Here is a 12545-nt window from a genome sequence, read left to right on the forward strand (position 1 = left end):
AGCGATGGGCCGAACACTGGCCGAGAAGGTGTACGACGCGCATGTCGTACGGCGCGCCGAGGGCGAGCCCGATCTCCTCTACATCGACCTGCACCTGGTGCACGAGGTCACCAGCCCGCAGGCGTTCGACGGGCTGCGGATGGCGGGCCGCACCGTCCGCCGCCCCGACCTCACCATCGCCACCGAGGACCACAACGTCCCGACGACGGACCTGCTCAAGCCCATCGCCGACCCGGTCTCGCGCACCCAGGTCGAGACGCTGCGCAAGAACTGCTCCGACTTCGGCGTCCGGCTGCACCCGATGGGCGACGACGGGCAGGGCATCGTCCACGTCATCGGCCCCCAGCTCGGCCTGACCCAGCCCGGCATGACCGTCGTGTGCGGCGACTCGCACACCTCCACGCACGGCGCGTTCGGCGCACTCGCGTTCGGTATCGGCACCAGCGAGGTCGAGCACGTCCTCGCCACCCAGACGCTGCCGCAGATCCAGCCGAAGACCATGGCCGTGACCGTGGAGGGCGCGCTGCCCGAGGGCGTCACCGCCAAGGACCTCATCCTCGCGATCATCGCGCGGATCGGCACCGGCGGCGGCCAGGGCCACATCATCGAGTACCGCGGCGAGGCGATCAGGTCGCTGTCGATGGAAGGCCGCATGACGGTCTGCAACATGTCCATCGAGGCCGGCGCCCGCGCCGGGATGATCGCGCCGGACGAGACCACCTTCGAGTACCTGAAGGGCCGCCCGCACGCCCCGTCCGGGGAGGACTGGGACAAGGCCGTCGAGTACTGGGCGTCCCTGCGCACCGACGACGACGCGGTCTTCGACAGGGAGGTCGTGATCGACGCGGCCGAGCTGACGCCGTTCGTCACCTGGGGCACCAACCCCGGCCAGGGCCTGCCGCTCGGCGAGTCCGTGCCCGCCCCCGCGTCCTTCGACGACCCCGTCCAGCGGCAGAGCGCCGAGCGCGCCCTGGAGTACATGGGCCTGGCCGCCGGGACGCCGCTGCGCGACATCACCGTCGACACCGTCTTCGTCGGCTCCTGCACCAACGGCCGCATCGAGGACCTGCGCGCCGTCGCGGGCGTCCTGAAGGGCCGCAAGGTCGCCGACGGCGTCCGCATGCTGGTCGTCCCCGGCTCCATGCGGGTCAAGAAGCAGGCCGAGGAGGAGGGCCTGGACGAGGTCATCTCCGCGTCCGGCGCCGAATGGCGCGAGGCGGGCTGCTCCATGTGCCTGGCGATGAACCCCGACAAGCTCACGCCCGGCGAGCGCAGCGCGTCCACGTCCAACCGGAACTTCGAGGGCCGGCAGGGACCCGGCGGCCGCACCCACCTGGTGTCGCCCGCCGTCGCCGCCGCCACCGCCGTCACCGGCCGCCTGACCGCCCCCGCCGACCTGTAAGGAGTCCCGATGGAAGCGTTCACCACCTACACCGGGCGCGGCGTCCCGCTGCGCCGCAGCAACGTCGACACCGACCAGATCATCCCGGCCGTCTGGCTCAAGCAGGTCAGCCGCACCGGGTTCGACAAGGGCCTGTTCTCCGCCTGGCGCGAGGACCCGGACTTCGTCCTGAACCAGCCGCAGTACGACGGGGCGGGTGTCCTCGTCGCCGGGCCCGACTTCGGCACCGGGTCGTCCCGCGAGCACGCCGTCTGGGCGCTGCAGCAGTACGGCTTCCGCGTCGTCATCGCCCCGCGCTTCGGCGACATCTTCCGCAACAACTCCACGAAGATGGGCCTGCTGCCCGTCGTCCTCACCGGCGAGCAGGTCGACGACCTCCAGACGCGCATCGAGAAGGACCCCGCGCTGGAGATCACCGTCGACCTGGGGAACCGCGAGGTCCGCTGGGACGGCGTCACCGCCGCCTTCGAGATCGACGACTACACCCGCTGGCGGCTCATGGAGGGCCTGGACGACATCGGCCTCACCCTCCGCCACGCCGACGCGATCACCGATTTCGAGGGCACCCGCCGCCCCTGGTTCCCCACGACCGTGTAGGGCGTTGGTATAGGCCGTTCACGGCTTTTTCGGCCCCGGGTGGACGGACGGGAACCGCGACCAGGGAGAATTCTCCTAGTGCGAAGACCCGTTCGACCGTTCGGAGGCATGTATTGAGCACCGTCCCGTGGCTCGGGCCGGAGTTCGACGATCCTGCGTTGACGCAGCTCGCACGACAGTTGCGTGACGCTCACCGGGCCGTCGCGCCGTTGCCCGCGCCGTCCCGCCGGCGGCTGATCCGCCATCTGCTGGCGATCACCGACCTGGCGAAAAGGGACCCCGAACTGGCCGCCCGCAGGCTGGAGACGTTCCTGGCCGATTTCCACGAGGGCCCCGACGTCGGTTAGCGTGCCCTGTGGCCGGATCCGGTCCGGTCACCCGGCGAGACGGGGGCGAGGCCGACAAAAACGCCAGCGACACGCCAACTCGTGCGTGCAGGTGATTGTGTCCATGCCTGGGGTCCCTTAGTTTCGTTCGGGCAAGGGGGGAACTAGAGGAGTAACCCATGAACAAGCGTGAGCTGGTCGACGCCATCTCTGACCAACTGGGCAGCAAGAAGGCCGCAGCCGAGGCCGTCGACGCCATCCTGGACGCGATTCAGACCGCCGTCGCGAAGGGCGACAAGGTCGCGATCACCGGGTTCGGTTCGTTCGAGAAGGCCGACCGGCCTGCCCGTACGGCCCGCAATCCCGCAACGGGCAAGACCATCCAGGTTCCCGCGACGTCCGTGCCGAAGTTCAAGGCCGGCGCCGACTTCAAGAACCGGGTGGCCGGCAAGGCGTAGCTTCACCCGACAGCGCCCGGGCGCCCGTCCTAGGACGGCCCCGGGCGCTGTCTGTGTTTGCCCAGGGGAGCGACCCCCTGGAACCCCCGTCAGGCACGGGGCGCTGTGTTTGCCCAGGGGAGCGACCCCCTGGAACCCCCGTCAGGCACGACGGGCACGTTTCCCGGGCCGCTGGCGCGTCTCGTGAAACGCACCCGCCGTGCTCGGGTCGTGCGACCTCCGGCGCGGAGCGCCTCCGGCCGCACGACCCGTGGCCCGGCTGAGGCTTCTTGAGAGCTAACCGAGCGGGAATGTGGAAAGGGTCACCGTCGTGATGCGGTCGTCGTCCATCGCGAGGTTCACGCGCTGGCCGAAGCGCAGCAGGCGCAGGCCCCCGGCGGCGAACGCGTCCGCGTCGAAGGGCAGCTCCGTCCCGTCGTCGAGCAGCACGCTGCCCGAGCGGGTCTCCGCGTCGTAGTCCTTCACCGTGCCTTGCATACCGGAACCATAGGCACAGCCGGGGCGCTAGGCGAGCGCGGGGAGTTCGGCGGCGACGGCGGCGGTCCGGGGCCCGGCGCCGAGCGCCAGCGCCGCGCGGAGGTCGTCGAGGGTGTCGACGTCGCGGCGGACGGTGTCGGTGCCGGGCAGCAGGAGCTCGCGGGCACCGCGGGCCCGGTGCGCGGTGCGGGAGTCGGCGCCGAAGGCGGGCGAGAACGGGACGCCCGGACGGGCCGTGTACAGGGTCGTTCCGGTGCCCGCGGCGTCCGGGACGAACGCCTCGGGGGAGCGTGCGGCGGCGTCCAGGACGCGCGCGAGTTCAAGGGGTCGCAAAGCGGGCAGGTCGGCTGACAGTGCGCCGACGCCCGTGTCGACGCCCGCCTCCGCGGCGAACTCGCGGCCCCGGCGGGCGCCGTAGCCGAGCGCCGGGTTCAGGCCCGCGTCCGGGACGTCGGGCACGACGCGGGCGCCGAGCGCGGCGAGTTCGGCGGCGGGAAGGGGGTCGTCGGTGACGACGATCACGGTGCGAACCCGGTCACAGCGCAGCGCGGCGGCGACCGTGTCGGCCGCCACCGCGAGCGCGAGCCGCTCGCGGTGCGGGCCCGCGGCGGCGGACATGCGGGTCTTCGCCCGGGCCAGCACCTTGACCGGCACGACGAGCGACCACTGGGAGAGCTCTGCGGTAGACATGGCAACTCGACACTATGCGCACGCAACCGCGACACTTGAGTGAACCCTGCGTTCACGTTGGATGGATGAGGAGGAGACGAGCCATGGGCCACGCGTATTCGCCGGGCTGGCGGAAGCTCACCATCGTCATCCTGCGGCCGCTGCTGTCCGGGCTGTTGAAACGTGACTGGCGGGGCCGCGGCAACGTGCCGGGGGAGGGCGGTGTCATCATCGCCGCCAACCACATCTCCGAAGCCGACCCGCTCGCGCTCGCGCACTTCGTCTGCGCGTCCGGGCGCTACCCCGTCTACCTGGCCAAATCGACGCTCTTCGACGTGCGGTTCATCAAGAGCGTGCTGCGCGGCACCGGCCAGATCCCCGTCTACCGCGACCACGACGACGCGTCCCTCGTGCTCCAGGACGCTGAGAAGGCCCTGCTCGACGGCGAGTGCCTGGTCGTCTACCCGGAGGGAAGCTGCACCCGTGACCCCGACCTGTGGCCCATGACCGGGCAGACGGGGGTGGCGCGGCTGGCGCTGAAGACGGGCGCGAAGGTCGTCCCGGTGGCGAACTGGGGCGCGCACGAGCTGATGCCGTACAAGAAGGCCGAGCAGACGGGCCTCGCGGGAAGCCTGAAGAAGGGGCTCCACCCGTTCCCGCGCAAGACGATGAAGGTCGTCGCCGGGCCGCCCGTCGACCTGTCGGCGTACGAGGGGCGCCCGCTCAGCCGCGAGACGCTGCGCGCCGCCACCGACGCCATCATGGCCGCGATCACCGGCCTGCTCGCCGAGCTGCGCGGCCAGGAGCCGCCGAAGGACCGCTACGACCACCACCGGGTCCTGGACGAGCGCCGCGCCGCACCGCTCGACCCCGCGAAGTCGAAGGCGGACGGCTCGTGACGTTCCGCACCGCGGTGATGGGCGCCGGGTCCTGGGGGACGACGTTCACCAAGCTGCTGCACGACGCCGGCGGCGAGGTCGTCCTGTGGGGCCGGCGCCCCGAGGTCGTGGAGGCCGTGAACGAGCGGCACGAGAACCCCGACTACCTGCCCGGCGTCACGCTGCCGGAGACCGTCCGCGCCACGCTCGACCCGGCCGAGGCGCTCCGCGGCGCCGACTTCGTCGCGCTGGCCGTCCCGGCGCAGACGCTCCGGCAGAACCTCGCCGCGTGGGTGCCGCTGCTGCCGCCGGACGCGGTGCTCGTCAGCCTGATGAAGGGCGTCGAGATCGGCACGTCCCGGCGGATGTCTGAGGTCATCTGCGAGGTCGCGGACGTCCCCGAGGAGCGCGTCGCCGTGTTCTGCGGCCCGAACCTCGCCCGCGAGGTGGCGGGCGGGGAGCCCGGCGCGGCCGTCGCCGCCTGCGCCGACGAGGACGCCGCGCGACGCCTCCAGGCCGCCACGATGACGCCGTACTTCCGCGTCTACACCACCACCGACGTGGTCGGCTGCGAGCTGGGCGGCGCGGTGAAGAACATCGTCGCGCTCTGCGTCGGCATGTCCGTCGGGCTCGGGTTCGGCGCCAGCACGCAGGCGCTGCTGATGACCCGCGGGCTCGCCGAGATCGCCCGGCTCGGCGCCGCGCTCGGCGCCGACGAGCACACCTTCGCCGGGCTCGCCGGGATGGGCGACCTCGTCGGGACGTGCATGTCCCCGCTGTCGCGCAACCGCACCTTCGGCGAGAACCTCGGCCGCGGCATGACGCTGGAGGAGGTCATCGCCGTCACCAGGCAGACGGCGGAGGGCGTCAAGTCGTCGGAGGCGGTGCTGGAGCTGGCCCGCAAGCACAACGTCGAGATGCCGATCACCGAGGCGGTCACCGCCGTCCTGCACCACGGGATGCCGATCAAGGAGGCGGCCATCTCGCTGATCTCCCGGTCCCCGAAGCCGGAACGCTACGGGGTCTGACATGATCGCCCCGCCCGGCCGCTCGTGGCCGATCCGAGCTGATCAACGGTAGGGTCGGGCCTCATGTCCCAGGCTTCAAAGATCCGCGTGGCCGTGGTCTTCGGCGGTCGCAGCTCCGAGCACGCGATCTCCTGCGTCACCGCGGGGGCCGTCATGGCCGCCATCGACCGGGACCGGTACGAGGTGGTGCCGATCGGCATCGCCCGCGACGGCCGCTGGGTGCTGCCGCCCGGCGACCTGCGGCTCGCGATCGAGGGCGGCCGGCTGCCCGAGGTGACCGGGTCCGGCGGCGTCCTCGCGCTGCCGTTCGACCCCGACAGCCGCGGCCTGATGGTCGTCGAGCAGGGCAAGGTCCCCGAGCGGCTCGGCGACGTCGACGTCGTGCTGCCGCTGCTGCACGGCCCCTACGGCGAGGACGGCACCATCCAGGGCCTCCTCGACCTGGCCGGTGTCCGGTACGTGGGGGCCGGGGTGCTGGCCAGCGCGGTCGGCATGGACAAGGGGTTCATGAAGCTCGTCTGGCAGGCGCAGGAGCTGCCCGTCGGCCCGTACGTCCTGGTCGGCGACCGGGAATGGCGGCGCGAGCGCAAGCGCAAGATCGACGAGATCAAGGAGCTGGGCCTCGCGGCCGGGCGGCCGGTGTTCGTCAAGCCGGCCCGCGCCGGGTCCAGCATGGGCATCAGCCGCGTCACCGACGAGGCCGGCCTGGAGGCCGCCGTGGACGCGGCCCGCGAGCACGACCCGAAGGTCATCGTCGAGGCCGCCATCGACGGCCGCGAGATCGAGTGCGGCGTGCTGCAGGGCCTCGACGACGGCCCCGCCGAGGCGAGCCTGCCCGCCGAGGTGCTGATGGCGGGCGGCCACGACTTCTACGACTTCGAGACCAAGTACCTCGACGGCGCCACCAGCATGGCCATCCCGCCGGACCTGCCGCCCGCCGCGATCGAGGAGGTCCGCCGCCTCGCCGTCCGCGCGTTCGACGCCCTCGACTGCGAGGGCCTCGCCCGCGTCGACTTCTTCCACACGCCGGACGGCCGCTGGATCCTCAACGAGATCAACACCATGCCCGGCTTCACGCCCGCGTCGGCGTTCCCGCAGATGTGGGCCGCGACCGGCCTCGACTATCCGGCGCTGGTCGACCGCCTGATCCAGACGGCCCTGCACCGCTCGACCGGCCTGCGCTAGCCGCCCGGCGATCGGCGCCCGGCCCGCGCTAGCCGAAGGCGAGCCAGGCGCGTTCCTTCAGGTCGGCGATGCCCGTCGCGCGGGCGCCGGCGTCGGAGATCGTCCAGAGCGTGTCGCCCACGATCAGCGACCGCAGGATCGAGCGCCCGTACCCGTCGTCCTCCGGATGCGTCACCGTGCCCAGCCGGCGCAGCTTGTCGCCCTCGACCTTGAGGACGATGGCCTCGCCGCCGATCCTCCGTTCCCCGGTGGCGGGGATGACGGTCAGGCCGTTCGCGGGCCAGTACAGGAACGCATGCGGCTCGAACTCGGCGGCGGCGTTCGCCCCTGGAAGCTGATAGGCGTCGAGCCGCCGCGGCGCGGACTTCACGTCGAAGAGCGAGACCTGCAGCCCGAGCCGCCGCCCGGACTTGTCGGCGTCCTGCCCGACGCCGAGCAGCCGCCCGTCACCGACCGGATGCAGGTAGGCGGAGTAGCCGGGGATCTTCAGCTCGCCGGTGCGGCGGGGCCGGCGCGGGTCGGTGAGGTCGAGCACGTACAGCGGGTCGACCTGCCGGAACGTCACGACGTACGCGGCCGGGCCCATGAACCGGACCGAGTAGATCCGCTCGCCCTTGCCCAGCCCGTCGACGCGTCCGATCTCGTCGAGCCGGGCGCCGCGCTGCGCCAGCACGTACACCGAACTCTGCGACGACCGGTTGCCCGGGTCGAACCGGCCGGTCGTCGTGGCCAGCCGCAGGTTCCCGTCGTGCTCCGACATCGAGTACTGGTTGAGCAGGTCGCCCTTCACCGAGCCGGATGCCACATACCGGGGACGTCCCTTACCGCCGACGTCGAACTTGTAGACATCGGTGCGCTGCTCGGGAGGCTTCGCCGACGACCTTCTCGGCATAGGTATGAACGGCTGCGGGGGAGTGCCGGTGACGTAGAGGCTCTTCCCGTTGCCGTAGACGGTCGACCCCTCGGCGGTGACGGCGATGGCCTGCGGATCGCCGAGCCCCTGCGCCAGGTCGAACGTCAGGACGCTCAGCATGGACGACCCCGCGTACGAGGCCGGACGGCTGACCTGGTCACACGGCGGCTGGTACTTCTTCGCGGGCGCGCCGTTGCCGCCGTCCACCTGGAAGGAGGGCAGCCAGGCGTCGAGCGGCGCCTTCATCACGGCCGCCCGGTTCGCCTTGACGGCCTCGTCGTCGTCCCGCCGGCGATCGCTCCGGCCCTCGCCGTGCCACCCGTCGCGCGTGGGGAAGTCGATCTGCGGCCTGGACCGCATCACGACCCGCACCGTGGAGCCGCTCTGCCGCGCGTCCATGTAGTCGGCCTCGGTCGTCATCGTCCCGACGACCTTCGGCGCGCCGGAGATGTCGACCAGTGTCAGCCGCGTCGTCGGCGCCGTCCGCGTGGGCTTGGGCGAACTCTCCGTCCCCGGCAGCGACGGCCGCTCGTAGGGAATCATCATCGTGCGCTGCGTCATCACGAGCACGCGGTCGCCGCTCAGCAGCATCTGCCCGCCGCCGTCCGGGCCGAGACCCCGGGGCCCCGGGATGTCCAGCGTGTGCGCGATCTTGCGGGTGGCGGGGTCGATGACCTGGAGCTCGCCGTCCGCGAGCGTCACGATCCGGCGTCCGTCGGTCTTGACGAGGTCGGGCTCGTCCGCGCCCGCCTCATGGGAGTTGGTCTTGGAGTGCTGCTGAGGCGCACCCTGCCCGCCGCTGGGCGCCTGGGCGGCCTGCGGTCCCTTCCGCGTGGCCATGTCACCCTCGGGCAGCGCGAACATCGGGGGCCCGTCGCTCAGCCCGTAGGGCCCGACCTTGTCCGCCGTCGCACGGCGCAGGCCGTCCAGGAGGGCGTCGCACCCGTCATAGGCGACGAGCCGCATCGGCGGAGCCGGAAGCGGCGGGTCATCGGGGCCGGACGACCCGCTGCAGCCGGTGGACCCGGCGAGCACCAGAACGGTCGTGACCGACACGAAGGAGCGTCCACGCATTGACGTTGGACGCTCGCCTGGCCCTCCAGGTTCCCGCCAGACCCTGACTTCTCGCCATACCACCGTTGTCGGCTGAGAAATCGGAGCTGGAGTGAATTGTGCCGTGCCCGGACGGGATGTCCGGGCACGGCACGGTCGGTTCAGTGAACGGTCGCGGCAGGTTCTTCGGTCTTCTCGGGCTGTGGCGCCGGGCGGGTGCGGTGGGTGAGGACGGCCAGGGCGGCTCCGGCCAGGGCGACGATCGCGGCGCCGGTGAAGGCGGCCTGGAAGCCGTCCGTGAGGCTGGGCAGGTCGCCCAGCTTGTCGGCGCCCTGGGACGTGGCGAGCGCGGTCATGGCGGCGAGGCCGATCGCGGAGCCGACCTGGTAGGTGGTGTTGACGATGCCGGAGGCCAGACCGCCCCGCTCCGGCGCGACGGACCCGATGGCGGCCATCGTCGCCGGGATGAAGACCAGCGACATGCCGATGGCGGAGACCAGCGAGCCGGGCAGGACGTCCGCGGCGAACGTCCCGCCGGGGCTCACGGTGGAGAGCATCGCCAGCCCGGCGGCGAGGACGACCAGCCCCGTGACGATGAGCGGCTTGGTGCCGAAGCGGGTGATGAGCCGTCCGGTGACGCCGACCATCAGCACCGTCATCAGCGCCGTCATCGGCAGCAGCGCCGCGCCGCTGGGGAACGCCCCGTAGCCGAGGACCTGCTGCAGGTACAGGTTGAGGAAGTACCACATCGGGATCCACACGGCGCCGAGGACGACCATCGACGCGTTCGCGGCGGCGAGGTTCGGCGTCCGCCAGATCGACAGCGGCATCAGCGGGGAGCGCAGCACGCGCTGGATTCCCGTGAAGACCGCCAGCAGGAGGACGGCTCCGCCCAGCTGCAGCGCGGTGGCGGGGTCGTCCCAGCCGCGCTCGGGCGCCTGGACGATCGCGTACACGGCGAGGCCGAGACCGGCGGTGACCGCGAGCGCGCCGAGGACGTCCAGGCCCGTGCGGCGGCCCGGGACGGCCGGCAGGAGCGACGGGACCAGCGCCAGCGTGGCCACGCCGATCGGGATGTAGATGATGAAGATCCAGGGCCAGCTCAGCCATTCGGTGATGACGCCGCCGAGGAAGACGCCCGCGGTGCCGCCGGCCGGGGCCGCGGCGCCGTAGAACGCCATCGCCTTCGCCAGCTCCCTGGGACGCGCTGAGAAGAGGACCATGAGGAGCGTGAGCGCGGCGGGCGCGATGAGCGCGGAGCCGACGCCCTGGACGGCGCGTCCGGTGAGCTCCGCCGCGGTGCCGCCGGCGGCGGCCGCGATCGCCGAGCCGGCGATCAGCACGACCCATCCGGCGGCGAAGACGCGGCGGGCGCCGAGCAGGTCCGACAGCTTGCCGCCGAGGAGCAGCAGGCCGCCGAACGCGACGACGTAGGCGTTGAAGACCCACTGCAGCCCGCCCTGGCTGAAGCCGAGGTCGCGCTGCATGTCGGGCAGCGCCACGCCGATGATCGAGGTGTCCATGATGACCATGAACTGTGCGGTGGCGAGCACGGTCAGCGCCCACCAGCGCCGCGGGTCCGGAGACATGGGACGTCCAATCGTCGAGGTCGAATACCCCTAGGGGGTACTGATCAGCGACGGTAACATATACCCCGGAGGGGTGTATTCCCGGATTCGGGGGCGTGCCGGTCGCCTTCGGCGGCGGGAGGCCGCCGGATGTGCCAGGCTTGGGGGGCTGTAACCCATCCCGAGGAGAATGTCCCGTGCCGCATGGCGACCTGCCGGAACGCATCGGCCCGTACCAGGTCGTGGACCGGCTCGGCGAGGGCGGGATGGGCACGGTCTACGCCGGGCTCGACGCGTCGGGACGCAAGGTCGCCATCAAGGTGATCAGGCGCGAGTTCGCCGCCGACCGGCAGTACCGCGCCCGGTTCGAGGCGGAGGTCGCGGCGGCGCAGCGGGTCCGGCCGTTCTGCACGGCGCCCGTCCTGGACGCCGACCCCGGCGCCGACCCGCCCTACCTGGTCACCGAGTTCGTGAACGGGCCCAGCCTGGACGCCGCCGTGACCGCGGACGGCGCGCTGCGGGGCGCCGACCTGGAGGCCGTCGCGGTCGGGATCGCGACCGCGCTGACCGCCATCCACGACGCCGGCGTCGTCCACCGCGACCTGAAGCCCGCCAACGTGGTGCTGTCCACATTCGGCCCGCGGGTCATCGACTTCGGCATCGCCCGCTCCCTGGACGGGACGCGCCTCACCGCGACCGGCGGCATCGTCGGCACGCCCGCGTTCATGGCCCCCGAACAGCTGGACGGACGCGGCGCGACACCGGCGTCCGACGTGTTCGCCTGGGGCGCGACCGTGGCGTTCGCCGCGCGCGGCGGCCCCTGCTTCGGCGGCACCTCGATCCCGGCGATCATCCACCAGATCGTCAGCGGGGAACCGGACCTGAGCGGGCTGGACGGCTCGCTCCTCGACGCCGTCCGCGCGGCGCTCACCAAGGACCCGGCGCGGCGCCCGTCCGCCCAGTCCCTGCTGGACGGGCTCATCTCCAGCGGCGTCCGGCAGCCCGCGCCGACCGGCGACCACCCCCGGACGCCAGCGCCTGCGCGGCACCAGACGCAGCCGTCAGCGCAGCATCAGACGCAGCCGCCCGCGCAGCAGCAGACGCATGGGTCCGCCGAGGCCCCGGAGCCGCGGCTCGCCGTGGGGGAGGCGGAGGCGCTGGTCGAGCGGCAGTACCGGCAGGCCGCCCAGGCCGGCGACCCGGGCGCGATGCGCAGCCTCGCCATGCTGCTGCACGGGCAGGGCCGCACGGCCGAGGCGGAGACGTGGAACCGGTACGCCGACGCGATCGCCGCCCGCGGCGTGGCCTACCGGCGGCCCGACGGCTACACCGGCTACCCGGCGCAGCCGCCGCATGCGGCGCCCGGTCACCAGTACCAGGTCGCCGCGCATCACTCGCACGCCGCGCATCACCCGCATGCCGCGCACCATCCGCATGTCAAACCGCCCATGAACAACCTCGCGATCTACGCGGTGTCCATGGGCGCGGTCGGTCTGATCACCTGCGGGCTCCCGTCCATTCCGGCGATCATCGCGGGGCATTTGGCGTGGGCGCGGCTGCGGCGCTCCGGCGAACGCGGGATGGGGCTCGCGGTGACCGGGATCGCGCTCGGCTGGGTCATGGTCGCGTTCTGGCTGCTCGTCGCCTTCGGCTCGGCCCTCCCGGACGAGACCTGACCCAGCCGGAAAATGCGTTGCGGCGGTTTCCGGGCTGCTGGCACTGTGGACGACGTCAGCCCGTCCAAGACACGAGGCTTCTGAGAGGAGGACCGGCCATGGCCATGGAGCAGTATCGACTTCGACTGCCCTCGGCGTCGCACGCCCGCCCCGGCCGGTATCCCGTCTCCTGACGATCCCCCGGTCGAGCCGCCGCGAGTGACGCCACCTCGCGAATCTCTCTTGCGGCTCTACTCCAATGGGCAGAGAGGCCACTCTCAGGAAGTGGATGTTCCGGGTTCGAGTCCCGGGGGCCGCACGCATGCCTCCGTAGTC

12 protein-coding genes and 1 tRNA gene are annotated in these 12545 nt (G+C 72.2%); 9 read left to right on the plus strand and 4 right to left on the minus strand.

The window, feature by feature from the left end:
- The first annotated feature begins 4 nt into the window (after nt 1-4).
- The 4 genes from leuC to ACH34S_RS26940 all read left to right on the plus strand — a co-directional run bounded on the left by leuC (nt 5) and on the right by ACH34S_RS26940 (nt 2783).
- Entirely contained in the window at nt 5-1402 is a 1398-nt protein-coding gene (leuC, locus tag ACH34S_RS26925; protein ID WP_395955595.1) for a 3-isopropylmalate dehydratase large subunit, read from the plus strand.
- Nucleotides 1403-1411: 9 nt separating this feature from the next.
- Nucleotides 1412-1999: a 3-isopropylmalate dehydratase small subunit gene (gene leuD / locus ACH34S_RS26930; protein WP_395955596.1), complete on the plus strand. Its 588-nt coding sequence runs from the start codon at nt 1412-1414 to the stop codon at nt 1997-1999.
- A 113-nt stretch (nt 2000-2112) separates the two neighbouring features.
- Entirely contained in the window at nt 2113-2346 is a 234-nt protein-coding gene (locus ACH34S_RS26935) for a hypothetical protein (protein WP_395955597.1), read from the plus strand.
- Between the two features lie 158 nt (nt 2347-2504).
- Entirely contained in the window at nt 2505-2783 is a 279-nt protein-coding gene (locus ACH34S_RS26940; RefSeq protein ID WP_132176320.1) for an HU family DNA-binding protein, read from the plus strand.
- Between the two features lie 276 nt (nt 2784-3059).
- Here ACH34S_RS26940 and ACH34S_RS26945 read toward each other — a convergent pair whose 3' ends face one another.
- Nucleotides 3060-3260, minus strand: a complete 201-nt coding sequence (locus tag ACH34S_RS26945) for a hypothetical protein (RefSeq protein ID WP_395955598.1) — start codon at nt 3258-3260, stop codon at nt 3060-3062.
- A gap of 27 nt (nt 3261-3287) precedes the next feature.
- Entirely contained in the window at nt 3288-3950 is a 663-nt protein-coding gene (gene cofC, locus ACH34S_RS26950; protein WP_395955599.1) for a 2-phospho-L-lactate guanylyltransferase, read from the minus strand.
- Nucleotides 3951-4033: 83 nt separating this feature from the next.
- Here cofC and ACH34S_RS26955 point away from each other — a divergent pair, with 83 nt between their 5' ends.
- The 3 genes from ACH34S_RS26955 to ACH34S_RS26965 all read left to right on the plus strand — a co-directional run bounded on the left by ACH34S_RS26955 (nt 4034) and on the right by ACH34S_RS26965 (nt 7020).
- A complete protein-coding gene (locus ACH34S_RS26955) occupies nt 4034-4828 on the plus strand; it encodes a lysophospholipid acyltransferase family protein (protein WP_395955600.1) in 795 nt (264 codons plus the stop codon).
- Between the two features lie 17 nt (nt 4829-4845).
- Nucleotides 4846-5835 (plus strand): NAD(P)H-dependent glycerol-3-phosphate dehydrogenase, encoded by a 990-nt coding sequence (locus tag ACH34S_RS26960; protein WP_395955872.1) that lies wholly within the window; start codon nt 4846-4848, stop codon nt 5833-5835.
- A gap of 63 nt (nt 5836-5898) precedes the next feature.
- A complete protein-coding gene (locus tag ACH34S_RS26965; protein WP_395955601.1) occupies nt 5899-7020 on the plus strand; it encodes a D-alanine--D-alanine ligase family protein in 1122 nt (373 codons plus the stop codon).
- A gap of 28 nt (nt 7021-7048) precedes the next feature.
- Here ACH34S_RS26965 and ACH34S_RS26970 read toward each other — a convergent pair whose 3' ends face one another.
- Complete coding sequence (locus ACH34S_RS26970; protein WP_395955602.1) at nt 7049-8989, minus strand: beta-propeller domain-containing protein; 1941 nt, start codon at nt 8987-8989, stop codon at nt 7049-7051.
- Nucleotides 8990-9147: 158 nt separating this feature from the next.
- Complete coding sequence (locus ACH34S_RS26975) at nt 9148-10575, minus strand: MFS transporter (protein ID WP_395955603.1); 1428 nt, start codon at nt 10573-10575, stop codon at nt 9148-9150.
- Nucleotides 10576-10751: 176 nt separating this feature from the next.
- Here ACH34S_RS26975 and ACH34S_RS26980 point away from each other — a divergent pair, with 176 nt between their 5' ends.
- Together ACH34S_RS26980 and ACH34S_RS26985 are read left to right on the plus strand one after the other, a co-directional pair.
- A complete protein-coding gene (locus ACH34S_RS26980; protein ID WP_395955604.1) occupies nt 10752-12230 on the plus strand; it encodes a protein kinase in 1479 nt (492 codons plus the stop codon).
- 224 nt (nt 12231-12454) lie between these two features.
- Nucleotides 12455-12528 (plus strand) — tRNA-Leu (locus ACH34S_RS26985).
- Nucleotides 12529-12545: the final 17 nt, after the last annotated feature.

It is taken from the genome of Actinomadura sp. 3N508 (genome assembly GCF_044326375.1).
In the GTDB taxonomy this organism is placed as follows: Bacteria; Actinomycetota; Actinomycetes; order Streptosporangiales; family Streptosporangiaceae; genus Spirillospora.

Excerpts from the sequence above, each read along its gene's own strand:
- leuC (WP_395955595.1), top strand. The coding sequence starts at position 5 with ATGGGCCGAACACTGGCCGAGAAGGTGTACGACGCGCATGTCGTACGG.
- leuD (WP_395955596.1), top strand. The coding sequence starts at position 1,412 with ATGGAAGCGTTCACCACCTACACCGGGCGCGGCGTCCCGCTGCGCCGC.
- ACH34S_RS26940 (WP_132176320.1), top strand. The coding sequence starts at position 2,505 with ATGAACAAGCGTGAGCTGGTCGACGCCATCTCTGACCAACTGGGCAGC.
- ACH34S_RS26945 (WP_395955598.1), bottom strand. The coding sequence starts at position 3,260 with ATGCAAGGCACGGTGAAGGACTACGACGCGGAGACCCGCTCGGGCAGC.
- cofC (WP_395955599.1), bottom strand. The coding sequence starts at position 3,950 with ATGTCTACCGCAGAGCTCTCCCAGTGGTCGCTCGTCGTGCCGGTCAAG.
- ACH34S_RS26955 (WP_395955600.1), top strand. The coding sequence starts at position 4,034 with ATGGGCCACGCGTATTCGCCGGGCTGGCGGAAGCTCACCATCGTCATC.
- ACH34S_RS26960 (WP_395955872.1), top strand. The coding sequence starts at position 4,846 with ATGGGCGCCGGGTCCTGGGGGACGACGTTCACCAAGCTGCTGCACGAC.
- ACH34S_RS26965 (WP_395955601.1), top strand. The coding sequence starts at position 5,899 with ATGTCCCAGGCTTCAAAGATCCGCGTGGCCGTGGTCTTCGGCGGTCGC.
- ACH34S_RS26975 (WP_395955603.1), bottom strand. The coding sequence starts at position 10,575 with ATGTCTCCGGACCCGCGGCGCTGGTGGGCGCTGACCGTGCTCGCCACC.